This window comes from Rhizobium sullae (assembly GCF_025200715.1).
Classification (GTDB): Bacteria; Pseudomonadota; Alphaproteobacteria; order Rhizobiales; family Rhizobiaceae; genus Rhizobium; species Rhizobium sullae.
This window is the reverse complement of record NZ_CP104143.1, coordinates 2,925,306-2,938,774: the sequence shown is the minus strand read 5'-3', so window position 1 is coordinate 2,938,774 and position 13,469 is coordinate 2,925,306. Positions and strand designations below refer to the sequence as shown.

Genomic DNA, 13,469 nt, shown 5'->3' with positions numbered 1-13,469 from the left:
CGGAGGACACATCGTGAAGCATACTTTCCTTGCTACGCTTTTCGCAGCGGCTATCGCGCTGCCGGCCTATTCGGCCGACTACACCATCATGGCGCCTGCCGCACCTGGCGGCGGCTGGGACCAGACGGCCCGTTCGCTGCAGACGGTCATGCAGAAGGAAGGCATCTCCGGCAATGTTCAGGTTCAGAACGTTCCGGGCGCCGGCGGCACCATCGGTCTGGCGCAGTTCGCCAGCCAGAACAGCGGCAATCCGAACGCCCTGATCGTTGGCGGCTATGTCATGGTCGGTGCGATCCTGACCAATCAATCGCCTGTCACGCTGAAGGACGTCACACCGATCGCTCGCCTGACCGGTGAGTATGAAGCCATTGTCGTTCCGGCGTCGTCCGACATCAAGACGATGGGCGATCTCGTTGCCAAGCTGAAGGCTGATCCGGGTTCGGTGTCCTGGGGTGGCGGTTCGGCCGGCGGTACCGACCACATCGCGGTCGGTCTCATCGCGAAGGCCTCCGGCGTCGATCCGACGATGATCAACTATGTCGCCTTCTCGGGCGGCGGCGAGGCGCTTGCCGCTATCCTCGGCGGACAGGTGACGGCCGGGATTTCAGGCTATGGCGAATTCGAATCGCAGGTAAAGGCCGGGCAGCTCCGCCTGCTCGCCGTCTCGAGCGATCAGCGCATTGAGGGCGTCGACGCCCCGACGCTGAAAGAATCTGGCGTCGATGTCAGCGTGCAGAACTGGCGCATGGTCGCCGCCGCTCCCGGCCTGACGCCTGAGCAGACGGCTGCTGTGACTGCTGATTTTGACAAACTTTCCAAGTCGGCAGGCTGGCAGGAAATCCTGAAGACGAAGGGCTGGGCCGACACATACCTCGCCGGCGATGCCTTCAAGGTGCAGCTCGAGAAGGACGTTTCGGCTACCGAGAGCATCCTCAAAGAGATCGGGCTTGTTAAATGAGCAGGGGCAACGCACCCTTGGCAACGAAGCGCCGCCCGGATTGGGCGGCGCTGATCATTGCCATCTGTCTTTTCGTCGTTGCGGCCGTCATGCTTTGGGACGCCACGCATATGAGAGCGATCGCGCAATATGCCCGCATCGGGCCGGCCACCGCGCCCAAGGTCGTGGCGTTCGGGTTGATTGGCCTCGGCATCTGGACTGTCTTTGAGGCGTTGCGCGGAGATTTTTCCGAGCGCGAACGCCAGGAAGTCGCTCCCGTCATCTGGATCGTTGCCGGTCTTGCGGCACAAATGCTGCTTCTGAAAACGGCCGGCTTCTCGATTGCCACCGGCATTCTCTTTGCGTTTACGGCACGCGGCTTCGGGCGCCGCAAGCTCTGGCTTTCGATTCCCTTCGGCATCGTCTTCAGCTTCATCGTCTGGGCCATCTTCTCACAACTGCTGCAGCTCACCTTGCCTGCCGGGCCGCTCGAAAGACTCTTCTTCTAGGATTGGATGCGATGAGCACCTTTGAATTCCTCTTCCAGGGTATACTGGTCGCCATGCAGCCGATGAACCTGCTTTACGCATTCGTCGGCGTTACGCTTGGCACGGCTGTCGGCGTTCTGCCAGGCATTGGCCCTGCGCTGACGGTTGCCCTTCTCCTGCCTGTCACCTACCGGCTCGATCCGGCCGGCTCGCTGATCATGTTTGCCGGTATCTACTACGGCGGCATGTACGGTGGCTCGACGACCTCCATTCTGTTGAATACGCCGGGCGAGAGCGCCTCGATCGTCACTGCGCTTGAAGGTAATAAAATGGCACGCGCGGGCCGCGGTGGTCCGGCGCTGGCGACAGCGGCAATCGGTTCGTTCGTGGCCGGCCTCATCGCCACGCTGGGGCTTGCTTTCGTCGCGCCTTATATCGTCAAACTGGCGCTGATCTTCGGCCCGCGCGAATATTTCGCCCTGATGGTACTCGCTTTTGTGACCGTTTCGTCGGCCTTCGGGGACTCAGCGCTGCGCGGCTTGACCTCCCTCTTCATAGGCTTTGTCCTTGCCATGGTCGGTATCGACCAGCAAACGGGTCAGGCACGGCTTTCGTTCGGGATTCCCGATCTCCTTGACGGTGTCGAAGTGACGACGCTTGCGGTTGCCATGTTTGCGATCGGAGAAACGCTTTACATCGCCGCCCAAGGCAATCGCGGCGAGGAAAAAGTGGAAGCCGTCCGGGGCTCGCTGTGGATGACGGCGCAGGATTGGTCCCGTTCTTGGAAACCCTGGTTGCGCGGCACGCTGATCGGCTTCCCGATCGGCGCCATGCCGGCCGGTGGTGCCGAGATAGGCACGTTCCTTTCTTATGCGACCGAGAAACGTCTTGCGAAGAATCCCGAAGAATTCGGTCAAGGCGCGATCGAAGGTGTTGCAGGTCCGGAAGCGGCAAACAATGCGTCGGCGGCTGGCACCCTTGTGCCGCTCCTGACGCTCGGCCTGCCGACGACGGCAACGGCGGCGATCATGCTCGCCGGCTTTCAGCAGTACGGGCTGCAGCCTGGGCCGCTGCTGTTTGCGTCCAATCCGCAGCTTGTCTGGGGGCTGATCGCCAGCCTTTTGATCGCCAATGCCATGCTGCTCGTGCTCAACCTGCCGATGATCGGCCTATGGGTGCGTCTGCTGACGATTCCGAAGCCCTGGCTCTATGCCGGCATCCTGCTGTTTGCGACGCTCGGCACGATCGGCGCCAATCCGTCGGTGTTCGAACTCGGCATGCTGCTCGCCTTCGGTGTTCTCGGCTATATCATGCGGCTCTTCGGCTATCCGATCGCGCCTGCGGTCGTCGGCCTCATCCTCGGGCCGCTTGCCGAACAGCAGTTGCGGCGGGCACTCGCCATCAGCCAGGGCGACGTGACGACGCTTGTCATGTCGCCGATTGCAGCCGGGCTGCTGATCGTTGCGGCTGCGGCCTTTATCATTCCGCTGATCTTGAGAATACGCGGCCGCGGCGAAGTTCTTTCGCAACTTGCTGCAAGCGAAGACTAAAAGAAAAAATACTGCTCGAACCCCTGCCTTGCGGCCGGCCATGAAACATGGGCCGGCTGCTTGTTTTTGCATGGCAGGCCTGAATTCCCGTCACTTGTGGAAAATGCTGCGGCGCATCATATGTGAGCAGTCAATAATGAAGCTAAGTGAGAAAAATAAATGTCCTCCTACAGCAAGTCCATTCGGGAAGGTTTCTTCGGCCGTGCCTTCGCTGTGATCGGCGCCGCAAATGCCGTAAGCGCAGCTTTCGAAGCTGGTCGCCGTCCGAAGGGTCGGGACCTCAAGGTTCTCGGTATCGCGCCGGACGCCTTCGACCATATCGGCCGTTAATCTGCCGATATATTACGAATGAAACAGCCCGCAACCGGTTGGTCGCGGGCTTTATTTTTGCCCCGGACAAGCCGCAACGCATGAAACGCTGCGGCTTTGCTTGCATCAGGCCTTCAGCCGCTCGCGGGCAGGTGAACGGGCTTCGGCTTGCGCCTTCGCTTCCGCTTCCGCTTGGGTTTTCTTGCCTTTCCGCTTGTTGTGGCGGATCGAAGACCAGAGCGAGACGCCGATGAGTGCTGCACCACCGAGACCGGTGACGACTTCCGGAATGTGGAAGAGGGTCTGGACGTACATTATGATCGCAAGGATCAGGATCGCGTAGAATGCGCCATGCTCCAGGTAGCGGTAATGCGTCAGCGTCCCCTTTTCGACGAGCATGATCGTCATCGAGCGTACATACATCGCGCCGATGCCCAGACCGATGGCGATGATGAAAAGGTTTTGCGTCAGGGCGAAAGCGCCGATGACGCCGTCGAACGAGAAGCTTGCATCCAGCACCTCGAGATAGATGAATGCGCCGAGGCCGCCGCGTGCCGCCTCTGACATGGCCCTTTGCGAGGCATCCAGCAGTGCGCCAATCACTTCGACGACCAAGAATGTGACAAGACCGTAGATCGCGCTGTAGACGAACGTCGTCGATTCTTCGCCCTCAAGCAGTGAAGCGAAAGTGAGAATCAGCAGGAGAACGAAGGCGATCTCGATGCCCTTGATCGTTGCGCCACGCGACATCAGTTTCTCGAGAGAGACGATCCAATGGACGTCCTTTTCATGGTCGAAGAAGTAAGTAAGGCCGACCATCAGAAGAAAGGTCCCGCCGAAGGCTGCGATCGGCAGATGGGCCTCGTTCATGATGCGTGCATATTCGGCCGGTTGCCGCGCTGCGAGGAGCACGGCGTCGATCGGGCCGATATTTGCGGCAATCGCCACGATTGCCAGCGGAAAGACGATGCGCATGCCGAAGACGGCAATGATGATGCCCCAGGTCAAGAACCGGTGCTGCCAGGCTGGCGTCATTTCATTGAGCTTGTTGGCATTGACGATCGCGTTGTCGAAGGAGAGGGAAATCTCCAGCACTGCCAGAACCGCGCAGATGAAGAAGATCGTCGCCATGCCGCTGATCGTGCCGGTGGACTGCCAGCCCAGCAAAGCGCCGAGCGCCAGGCCAAATGCCGTCATGATGAAAGCCCAGCGGAAATAGCCAAGCGTGGGTTTATGGCTGATGGATTGCTTCATGGCCGCACTCCTTTGGTGCGGACATCGTTTTTGAAGGATGATGTGATTGAAAAGCGCGGCATATCGCAAGGGATATGCGCGTGAGGAATTGTGAGCTTTTTCATCGAATGAAAATCCGCCGGCTATTTGCAGGCGGTACCGACATCACGAGAGCGCCGTAAAAACTCTCGCCAGAGGGGCCCGGCACCAGTGTTTGTCCTGCAGCCGATGCTTCTGCACGGGGGGCAACCATGCGCATCATTTTGGCTGCAGACAGCCTTCTAGGTAGTTAACCTGCGGCGGCAGTCAAGGCGGCCGCAGTACGCGCCGGAGCTTTTCTTTGGAACCATGCAGCCGCCCGCCCGTTAGGCTCTGGTTGAGGCAATGGAACTCCATTGCCGGCGCGATAAAAAGGAGGGACAACGATGCAGGCTTCGACTCATTCTCCCGACAAGCGGGCGGAAGCGGCTGACCGCATGAAGCGGGCAAAGCCAAACCGCATGCAGAAGGTGCAGGTGCTGCCGCCGCACCATGTCGATCTGACGCTGCCGCAGACGCCGATGGACGACATTCATTTTCCGGCTCATGTCACCGGTGCTGATCTTTCAAAAGGCGGTCCCGACACTGCAGCGTCCAAAGGCCGCAAACAGCGCCGCTAGATTTTTTCAGACGGCGCGGGAACCGTCGTCGGGGTTTTTGCATTTAAAGCCCGGACAAAAATGTGAGGACCACATGACGACTGATCTCGTGCCGCAGGACATCTATTTGAAACACGAAAGCGAATGGCAGGCTCTCAAGGAAGCCTTCGGGAACGGCATCGATATCCAGAAGCGCAAAACGGCACTCGGGAATATCACTGGCGGTGGGACGAACGTGCCTCCCGAGAACGACAGGTCAACAGGGCAGCCCGCTAATTCTGATCGCAATTAAAAGGAAGCGCTTGCATGCCTGGCGTTTTCTATGAGTCGGCCTCATCCTCCGGCGGCAGATTTTTTCCGGAATCGCGTTCCAGGCGCTGCTCCATTTTACCCAGAGCAAACAGGACGCAGACTGCAGCCGCCGTCGCGAAGAAGGCGACCGGCCAGTAACCGAAGCCCATGGCAAGGCCGATCGCGCCTGAGAGCCACATGCCAGCTCCGGTCGTCAGTCCTTTCACCTTACCTCTCGAGAAAACGATCATGCCTGCGGCCAGAAATGCGACGCCCGCCGTCACGGCCTCGATGACGCGCAGCGGATCGATGCGGACCTGCTGGTCGTTGGCAAAACTCGGCACCTGCACGGCTTCGATGGAAATGATCCCGAAGAGCGCTGCAGCAAGGCTCACCAGAATATGAGTGCGGAGGCCCGCAGGATGGTCGCGCACCTCGCGTTCGAAACCGATGACGCCGCCGAGGACGATCGCGCCGATGAGCCGCGCAAAGATGACCGAATAATGAATACCGGTTTCGGGGAACATGTCGGCAAAAATGACGTCCATGACGGGAACTCTTCCGGTGAAAACATCTCCGCGAGCTAACGTCCTGCGTGGCTCTTTGTTCGCCGGGAGGAGTGTGAGCGCTCATGCCAACCTTTCGGAAAGGATTGGGAGGCGATAATCGGCCATCACGGGATTCGGACCAGATGGCTAGAACTGCACCTCGCGGCCGCCGCCGCAAATCATCCGCAAAATCGAAGGGCAGGGGGCAGGGCGGAGCCTTGCCCTGGCTCTTCGCAGGCGCCGTTGCCGTAAGCGGCATTGCTCTTTACGACAACTGGAAGAGCGTGCGGCCGATCCTTGCCTCACGGGCGCTGGATACAGCTGCGATTACCGCTGCAATCAAGCCAGATGCGCCCAAAGCGGCTGTCGCCAAGAGTGTGCCGAGGCAGGCCGCTGTTTCGCAGCCGCAGCGCCCCGTGCCGCCTGCCGCCGTTCCGGTTCCTGCCGCGCAGCCTGTGAAGCTGTCCTCGACGGCCGCATCACCCGCCAGTTCGGAAAACGCCCGCGCTGCCTTCGGCTATTGCGGGCAGGGCGAGCATATGAACTGCGTCGGAGACGGCGGGACTTTTTGGTATAAGGGTGAAAAGATCCTGATCGCGGATATGGCCGTGCCGGACGTCGGCGCCGCGCGTTGCGAAGGAGAGCGGAGGATCGGCTTTGCCGCAAAATCGAGGCTGCTCAAATTTCTGAATGCCGGGCCCTTCGTCATGAACGCTGCCGGCAAGCCGGTCGGTGCCGGTGCGCCGCACGTGATTTCGCGCGGTGGCCGTTCCTTGGGCACTCAACTGATTAACGAGGGACTTGCCCGCAAGCCAGGCGCTGCCGGTGGGTGGTGCACCTGAGGTCTATTTCTGCTTCGGAGCCTTACCGCTGGTGCGGAAGCTGCCGGTGAAGGCCGTATCCTTGCTCTCGGCGGTGCATTCGATCACGATAGGCTTGCCGCCGTAAGGATTGCCGAAGGTGCAGGTGCCTGCCACCTTGACCTGGCCTGTCATTTTCTCGCCGGCGCCCGTCGTTACCATCTTGAGCGGAATGCGGGCATTGCCGTTGGATGCCGGCTTGATCGCGGTGCCATCGCCTTGAAAGCCAAGCATCTTGCCGCCTGACGTGAAGATGAAGGTCACTTGACCGTTCGGCAGTCCCACGCTGGCGAGTTCGCCCTTGCAGCCCTTCGTTGCATCCACTTTGCCAACGACGAGTTTTGCGCATTTGCCCGCGAGTGTCGAAACGCCGGCACCTGGAAAATTCTGGGAGGCGGCGCTGGCGCCGGAGGCGAAAGCTGCGGCGGAAAGCGCCGCGGCTGCAATCACTATCAGTCTCATCTGTTCAGGATTCCTGTCATGCTGGTTTGCCGGACGGGCGTCGCATGTTTCTGTGTCCGAAATTTGCCGCACTCAAAGAAAACGGGCCGCTGCAGGGATAGCGACCCGTTCCGGGAAGCGTGGCCGTCAACAACAACGGCCGGCCTCAGTCTTCCGTCTTGCTTGAGCGGGGCTGAATAGGTCTTCGCCTGTTCAATGGCGCCGGTTGGCGTCCTCGACGGACCAGCCGAAGCGCCATGCTTCGTAGCGGGCGTACCACACCTCAAGCTCCGTGACGTCGCGGATCGGCATCAGTTCCGGCCGCGACATGGGGTTGTCGCTCAAAGTGTAGCCAAGGACCCGGTCGCGGATTCCGCGCTCCTGCATGTCGAGCAGTTCTTCGATTTCCATCGCTTGCCCCCAACCGCCGGCCCCTCAGCCAGCCTGCCTAGGCAAACATTTCTCCTTGCTAATGTCCAGAGGGCCGGTGTCGATTCCCGCTATTCACAGGATTAGCTCAAATGGAGCAATACCTTCGTCACGGTCATGGAACCCTCCTTCTTCCGGCTTATAAGCCCCCGCGGGAACAGGAGAGACTCTCCAAAATGTGTTGTAAAAATATCGTTAAAATGCTCTGTCACAAGTTTTTGTTCATCTCCCGTTCAGAAAACGGTTTGGGAAAGCTCCGATATGGGTCAAGCTGTTCCTTGTGAATAAGGAGATACTGAATGATTCGATTGACCGCGGTGCTGACGCTGTTCTCAGTCTATGCGTTCACGATGTTCTTCATCGCAGCCATCCCTGAGACGCCGAACCTGCAAACCGCAGCAACTCTATCTGAAGACGCCACGCTTACGAAGTAAAAGTGCTTGTTGGGGTTTTGGCTGGCTTGTCAGCCGTGTTGAGCGAGAGCGCAGTTCTGCGCTGTGAGGCGCGATTGCTCGCTTCCTGGAAGATAACTCGCCTACCAGCGGCTTGGCGAAATCCCCTTTCTAGCGTGGAACAACGCTTTGACCGCTCAATATGGGGAAGATCCGGCTTCATGGACCAAGACGGTCTTTGCAGATCTCCTCAACGAGCGCCTGCAAGTCCTTCACGCGAGTGACAAGCCATTGCAGCTCTTCACTGCTGATCGTGTATTTCGACGAGTATCTCGCCTCGACGTACGCGCGAGACAAAAGCTCAAAGCAACGGCGGGCAAAACGCGTGTCGCGCGGCCAGGCGGAAACCAGTCGCGCATCGGCGCTTTCGGCTTGCGAGCGCAGCACCTTGATGCGATGAGATTTCGGACTGTATAGCGTCAGAGTCAGTAAGACGCAGTGGTAAAAGCGCTCTGTCGCTTGGTGAAGGTCGAAGGCTGCCTCAACTGAGTAACTTTTCGAAGCTGCAATCTCTGCAAGTTCGAATCGATGGCAAGCGGTCGGAAACCACTGATCAAAATACCGCTGCGCTTCAGCCGTTGCCTCCTCTGGTGTCAGCGCCTTCGGCTGGGCGAGAGGATGGCCGGGCTCCTCGTAGAGCACGATGCCATCCCTGGCGATGTCGGTAAAAAACGGCCGGCCGCGTGCCAACTGGTCGTTGACGTCTGAAAGGCAGTGCACGATCGGGATCACCGGCGTTTCGATCCGGTGGCTGATCTGCTCCTGCAGCAAGCGTTCCTCCAGCGCCTCCCACAGCTCATGCTCTTCGGCAAAGCTCTTGGTGTTGACGACGATCAGAAGGTCATAGTCGGAGCGATAGCCGCTTGAGCGATCCTCGACCCAGTCGCCGCGGGCAAACGAGCCGTAGAGCACCACCTTGAGCACCTTGCCGGCCGCTTTCTTGCCGGACAGCTTGCTGGCGCGGAACTGCTCGACCTCGAAAAACAGGATCTGCAGAATGCGGGCGAGCTCCCGGCGCTTCTTGTCGGGCAAATGGTCGAGATGGTCTGTCAGGGTCACGGCCGCGTCAAAGCCTTCGGTGGGAATCGTATCCATCGTAACGGCTCATCGGTTGTTGCGCATCTAAACTCTTTACGAGAGACGCGCATTAAATGCAACCGATAGCTATTTGTTCTGGCGGCAAATCAGCAACATTGCATGCTGCTGGCGCGGTGGCGATAACCCTCTCGAGTATTGATGTCGGCTTCGTTCACGGCCGTACAGGCCGCTCCGGTCTATTGGGTCGCTGATAGTGAGCGCCACTGGCAAGCGCCCACTGCAGTAATCCAGCCTCGCTTTCCTCCGGGCAAGTGCTTTGAAGAACTTGAGGATGGCTTCTTGTCGGTCTTTCGGAAGCTCCGAAAACGGCACTGGATGATAGTGTTTCAAGGTTTGCTGAATCTGGGAGGAGCACTATGTAAAAAGGGCCTCTCGATTTCTCGAAAGGCCCTGAATTTTAAGCGATCTGAATGGTGGGCGTGACAAGGATCGAACTTGTGACCCCTACGATGTCAACGTAGTGCTCTCCCGCTGAGCTACACGCCCATCCGATGGCGGCGCATAGATCACAAAACCTTGGGAGCCGTCAATAGGCTTTTTTGAAGTTTTGTGACGCGCCGGCCGCAAGCCTTATGCGGCAAGCATTTTGTTTACTTCATCAACGAGATCGCGAAGATGGAAGGGCTTGGAAAGCACCTTTGCATCCTTCGGCGCCTTCGAATCGGGATTGAGCGCGACGGCTGCAAAACCGGTTATGAACATAACCTTGAGGTCCGGGTCGAGTTCGGTCGCCCGGCGCGCGAGCTCGATGCCATCCATCTCCGGCATGACGATATCGGTCAGGAGCAGGGAGAAGGGCTCTTCACGGAGCCTGTCATAGGCGCTTGCGCCGTTGTCGTAGGACAGGACCTTGTAACCGGCCTTTTCGAGCGCCTTCACGAGGAAGCGGCGCATGTCGTTGTCGTCTTCGGCGAGCAGTATCTTCTGAGTCATTATCCAGACCGATTGTGAATAGGTTTTGGTGGGAGGTGCCAGCTATTTACACTAGACTTTAGCCGGTAAACAACCGGTGAATTGCCTACCCCAGGCTGTCATCCCCGCTACATAGTATGGACTTGAGGTGAGGCAACTGGCAACATGGGCGAAGCAGCCGTCCTGTGACATGGTTAAGAGGGAAAAAGGTGCCGGAAATTCGCGAATACGAGCTTTTTGAGATCCGTGAGCCCGTGTCGCAGACCATTCCCTTCGTTTATAATTCCCCCCACAGCGGCCGTATTTATCCACCGGAATTTATCGCCCAGTCGCGGCTCGAGGGCATTTCCATCCGCCGGTCGGAGGATCACTATGTCGACGAGCTCTTTTCCGCCGCCAGTCGGCTCGGCGCGCCTTTGCTTCTCGCCAATTTCCCGCGCGCCTATCTGGATGTGAACCGCGAACCCTACGAACTCGATCCGCGCATGTTCGATGGGCTGTTGCCGCCTTATGCGAACATCAATTCGCTGCGTGTTGCAGGCGGGCTCGGGACCATTCCGCGCATCGTTGCCGAGAATATGGAAATCTATGCCCGTCGGCTGCCGGTGCAGGAAGGGCTCGATCGGGTCGAGAGTATCTATAAACCCTACCACGCCGCGCTGCGTCGCCTGATTGCGCGCACCCACGTGCAGTTCGGCTTCGGCGTGCTGATCGATTGCCACTCCATGCCGGGCAATGTGCGTGTCGCAGGCAGCAATACGCGGCCCGACTTCATCATTGGCGACCGGTATGGCACCAGCGCATCGGCCGAGCTTTCGCGTATGGCAATCAGTATTCTCGAGGAGATGGGTTTCACCGCCATCCGCAACAAGCCTTATGCTGGCGGCTTCATCACCGAACACTACGGTCGGCCGGCGCGAGGGTTGCACGCCCTGCAGATCGAGGTGAACCGGGCGATCTACGTGGACGAAGTGACCCTGGAAAAGCACACGGATTTTCCGCTGATCGTCAACGCCGTAACGGGTTTCATGCGGCAGATGGCGAGCTACGTGGAACAATTCTCGATCGATACGGCGCTTGCTGCCGAATAAGCTCCTAGACAGTCGCTCAAAAAAGAACCGCGCTGTTCAGCGCGGCTAAGTCTAGGGAGGAAACACCCAAGGAGGGTATTTACAGTCAGAAGACTGTATGAAGACGCTACTGCTGCGCTGCACAATTGTCAATCATTATTTTGCAATGCAAAATCTTTAGGCAGCTATCGAGAAAATGCCTGAAACGTTTGCATTCGAGCGCAATTCCGCTAAGAAATGCGCGCGACACGGCCCAGAAAAACGGATTGCCCATGCTCCCTGACCGCACGTTCTTCAATCGCCTGGCGGAAGCCGCCAAGGCTGAAACGCTGCCGCGATTCCGGTCCGGCCTCGATGTCACAAACAAGCTTTCGAGCGGTTTCGATCCCGTTACCGAGGGCGATAAGGCAGCGGAAGCTGCAATCCGCAAGCTGATTGAAGAGCGTTTTCCTGATCATGGCATTCTCGGCGAGGAACATGGCAATGTCGGGCTGGATCGCGACTATGTCTGGGTCATCGACCCGATCGACGGCACGCGGGCCTTCATTTCCGGCGTGCCGGTCTGGGGAACGCTGATCGGGCTGCAGAAGAACGGCCGGGCGATCATGGGTATGATCGAGCAACCCTTCACTGGTGAGCGCTATTTTGCGGATCAGAACGGCTCGATCTATTCCGGGCCGGAGGGCGAACGGCGCTTGAAGACACGCGATTGCGGCATGCTTTCGAAGGCGATCCTCTTCACCACGTCGCCGCATCTCTTCACCGGCTTCGAAATGGAGAGATATCGTGAGATCGAAAGCCAAGTCCGGCTTTTCCGCTACGGAACGGATTGCTATGCCTATGCACTGCTGGCGGCCGGCCATGTCGATCTGGTGATCGAAAACGGCCTCAAGCCTTACGATGTCGGCGGGATCATTCCGGTGATCGAAAATGCCGGCGGCATCATCACGACTTGGGAGGGCGGGCGGCCGGAAAACGGTGGCTCGATCATCGCTGCCGGCAGCCGTGCTGTTTACGACCAGGCACTTGCGATCCTGCAGCGCTAAGCTACCGTCCGCTCAGACACCGATCCCCTCGACCTCTTTCCTGGCCTCGGCGTCGCTACCGGGGATAAACGCATGGAACGCTGCGAGTGCTGCGGCGCGATAGGCATCGCGCTCCTGAAAAATCTCATGCCGCGCGCCATTGATGGGCACGAGCTGGCCGGCACGGAAATAGCGGGAGAGCCGTTCCTGCGCGATATAAGGCACGACGCCGTCGCGGGTCGGGGCAATGACGATCGTTGGGATGGTGATCGAAAAGAGATGGCTCGGCATTAGAACCCTCTCGATCGCCTTGAAGGATTCGTGCAACCAGCGTGCTGTGGGCGGGCCGAGTGTCAGTTCCGGGTGCTCCTTCATCATAGCGACGTTCCGTTCGAAACGCACTTCGTCCGATGTCAGCGGATTGTCCTGAAAAGGCAGTTCCCGGAGTTTGCGGCTTAGCGGCAGCGAGCCGAGCCCGAGCGCGCAAGCCGTGGCGGCGAGGCGGCGGATGGTCGAGGCTGACGCCGCCTGGCCGATCAGGCCGATGAAGGGCGCGGAAAGCACCATGCGTTCGATGCGCGTCGTCAGATAGGGTGCTGCCGAAAGCGCAATCAGGCCGCCGGTCGAATGGCCGAGCAGATAGAATGGCAGGCGGGTGTCGGGCAGCACCACCTTCTCCAAAAAGGTGTCGAGGTCCCGTTCATAGTCGGAAAAGCGCCGCACATGGCCATGCTGCCGCTTCTTGATGAGCCGTGGCGAACCGCCCTGACCGCGAAGATCGAAGATCGCAACCCAGAGGCCCTTTGCCGTCAGATCGCGGATCGTCTCGAAATATTTCTCGATACATTCATTGCGCCCCTGGAGAATGACGACCGTGCCTTTCGCAACGGAGGTATCGGACCGGAATACCGCATAGCGCAGCTTCCAGCCGTCATGCGTCTCGAAATAGCCCTCTGTGCGGCTTGCTGGAACCGGATTGTCAGGTGTGGAGATGAGGACGCTGTCCATAAGCCGCTGCTTTCGATGCCGCCTTGAATGTAGGGGATAATGCACGGAGATGGAAAATCAACTCTTAAGCTGGAGCAAGAAAAAGAGACCGGCGGGGCGATCTGAGGGGATGCCCGGCGCCGGCCGCAAATCGGACTGAAGAAGAAGGGACGATGCACTTCAGCCATCGGGCCAGTTTGA

Annotated in this window: 17 protein-coding genes and 1 tRNA gene; 10 read left to right on the top strand and 8 right to left on the bottom strand. The window is 58.9% G+C overall.

Annotated elements, in window-relative coordinates; all coding sequences use genetic code 11:
- The first annotated feature begins 13 nt into the window (after positions 1-13).
- The 4 genes from N2599_RS14920 (at position 14) to N2599_RS14905 (ending at position 3,305) form a co-directional block, all read left to right on the top strand.
- The gene (locus tag N2599_RS14920) at positions 14-958 is read left to right on the top strand and encodes a Bug family tripartite tricarboxylate transporter substrate binding protein (protein ID WP_027508010.1); all 945 of its coding nucleotides are present in this window, start codon (positions 14-16) and stop codon (positions 956-958) included.
- The gene (locus N2599_RS14915) at positions 955-1,446 is read left to right on the top strand and encodes a tripartite tricarboxylate transporter TctB family protein (RefSeq protein ID WP_027508011.1); all 492 of its coding nucleotides are present in this window, start codon (positions 955-957) and stop codon (positions 1,444-1,446) included. Before N2599_RS14920 ends, N2599_RS14915 begins: the two co-directional genes overlap by 4 nt.
- Before the next feature lie 11 nt (positions 1,447-1,457).
- Positions 1,458-2,975: a tripartite tricarboxylate transporter permease gene (locus tag N2599_RS14910; protein WP_027508012.1), complete on the top strand. Its 1,518-nt coding sequence runs from the start codon at positions 1,458-1,460 to the stop codon at positions 2,973-2,975.
- 159 nt (positions 2,976-3,134) lie between these two features.
- A complete protein-coding gene (locus N2599_RS14905; RefSeq protein WP_086995223.1) occupies positions 3,135-3,305 on the top strand; it encodes a hypothetical protein in 171 nt (56 codons plus the stop codon).
- A 105-nt stretch (positions 3,306-3,410) separates the two neighbouring features.
- On the opposite strand, the gene N2599_RS14900 is transcribed toward N2599_RS14905, so the two are convergent.
- Positions 3,411-4,538, bottom strand: coding sequence for a DUF475 domain-containing protein (locus N2599_RS14900; protein WP_027508013.1), 1,128 nt, complete (start codon positions 4,536-4,538; stop codon positions 3,411-3,413).
- A 404-nt stretch (positions 4,539-4,942) separates the two neighbouring features.
- On the opposite strand from N2599_RS14900, the gene N2599_RS14895 reads away from it, so the two are divergent.
- Positions 4,943-5,176 (top strand): hypothetical protein, encoded by a 234-nt coding sequence (locus N2599_RS14895; protein ID WP_027508014.1) that lies wholly within the window; start codon positions 4,943-4,945, stop codon positions 5,174-5,176.
- Positions 5,177-5,249: 73 nt separating this feature from the next.
- Positions 5,250-5,447 carry a hypothetical protein gene (locus N2599_RS14890; RefSeq protein ID WP_027508015.1) on the top strand — a complete coding sequence of 66 codons (198 nt, stop codon included), beginning with the start codon at positions 5,250-5,252 and terminating at the stop codon, positions 5,445-5,447.
- A 28-nt stretch (positions 5,448-5,475) separates the two neighbouring features.
- Here N2599_RS14890 and N2599_RS14885 read toward each other — a convergent pair whose 3' ends face one another.
- The gene (locus N2599_RS14885; RefSeq protein WP_027508016.1) at positions 5,476-5,994 is read right to left on the bottom strand and encodes an MgtC/SapB family protein; all 519 of its coding nucleotides are present in this window, start codon (positions 5,992-5,994) and stop codon (positions 5,476-5,478) included.
- A gap of 143 nt (positions 5,995-6,137) precedes the next feature.
- On the opposite strand from N2599_RS14885, the gene N2599_RS14880 reads away from it, so the two are divergent.
- On the top strand, positions 6,138-6,836 hold the full coding sequence (locus N2599_RS14880; protein WP_027508017.1) for a hypothetical protein: 699 nt from the start codon (positions 6,138-6,140) through the stop codon (positions 6,834-6,836).
- 3 nt (positions 6,837-6,839) lie between these two features.
- Here N2599_RS14880 and N2599_RS14875 read toward each other — a convergent pair whose 3' ends face one another.
- On the bottom strand, positions 6,840-7,316 hold the full coding sequence (locus N2599_RS14875; protein WP_027508018.1) for a hypothetical protein: 477 nt from the start codon (positions 7,314-7,316) through the stop codon (positions 6,840-6,842).
- Between the two features lie 192 nt (positions 7,317-7,508).
- On the bottom strand, positions 7,509-7,706 hold the full coding sequence (locus tag N2599_RS14870; protein WP_051336431.1) for a CrpP-related protein: 198 nt from the start codon (positions 7,704-7,706) through the stop codon (positions 7,509-7,511).
- 317 nt (positions 7,707-8,023) lie between these two features.
- Between N2599_RS14870 and N2599_RS14865 the strand changes: the two genes are divergently transcribed.
- Positions 8,024-8,158, top strand: a complete 135-nt coding sequence (locus N2599_RS14865; RefSeq protein WP_022715855.1) for a hypothetical protein — start codon at positions 8,024-8,026, stop codon at positions 8,156-8,158.
- Between the two features lie 177 nt (positions 8,159-8,335).
- On the opposite strand, the gene N2599_RS14860 is transcribed toward N2599_RS14865, so the two are convergent.
- From N2599_RS14860 to cpdR1, 3 genes are all read right to left on the bottom strand, one after another.
- On the bottom strand, positions 8,336-9,271 hold the full coding sequence (locus N2599_RS14860; RefSeq protein ID WP_037140855.1) for a HEPN domain-containing protein: 936 nt from the start codon (positions 9,269-9,271) through the stop codon (positions 8,336-8,338).
- Positions 9,272-9,685: 414 nt separating this feature from the next.
- Positions 9,686-9,760: transfer RNA gene (locus N2599_RS14855), tRNA-Val, on the bottom strand.
- A gap of 84 nt (positions 9,761-9,844) precedes the next feature.
- Positions 9,845-10,207 carry a response regulator CpdR1 gene (gene cpdR1 / locus N2599_RS14850; protein ID WP_003542883.1) on the bottom strand — a complete coding sequence of 121 codons (363 nt, stop codon included), beginning with the start codon at positions 10,205-10,207 and terminating at the stop codon, positions 9,845-9,847.
- A 188-nt stretch (positions 10,208-10,395) separates the two neighbouring features.
- Here cpdR1 and N2599_RS14845 point away from each other — a divergent pair, with 188 nt between their 5' ends.
- Both N2599_RS14845 and hisN read left to right on the top strand, forming a co-directional pair.
- The gene (locus N2599_RS14845) at positions 10,396-11,277 is read left to right on the top strand and encodes an N-formylglutamate amidohydrolase (RefSeq protein WP_027508020.1); all 882 of its coding nucleotides are present in this window, start codon (positions 10,396-10,398) and stop codon (positions 11,275-11,277) included.
- A gap of 251 nt (positions 11,278-11,528) precedes the next feature.
- Positions 11,529-12,302, top strand: a complete 774-nt coding sequence (gene hisN / locus N2599_RS14840) for a histidinol-phosphatase (RefSeq protein WP_027508021.1) — start codon at positions 11,529-11,531, stop codon at positions 12,300-12,302.
- 12 nt (positions 12,303-12,314) lie between these two features.
- On the opposite strand, the gene N2599_RS14835 is transcribed toward hisN, so the two are convergent.
- Positions 12,315-13,289, bottom strand: a complete 975-nt coding sequence (locus tag N2599_RS14835; protein ID WP_027508022.1) for an alpha/beta fold hydrolase — start codon at positions 13,287-13,289, stop codon at positions 12,315-12,317.
- Between the last annotated feature and the right edge of the window lie 180 nt (positions 13,290-13,469).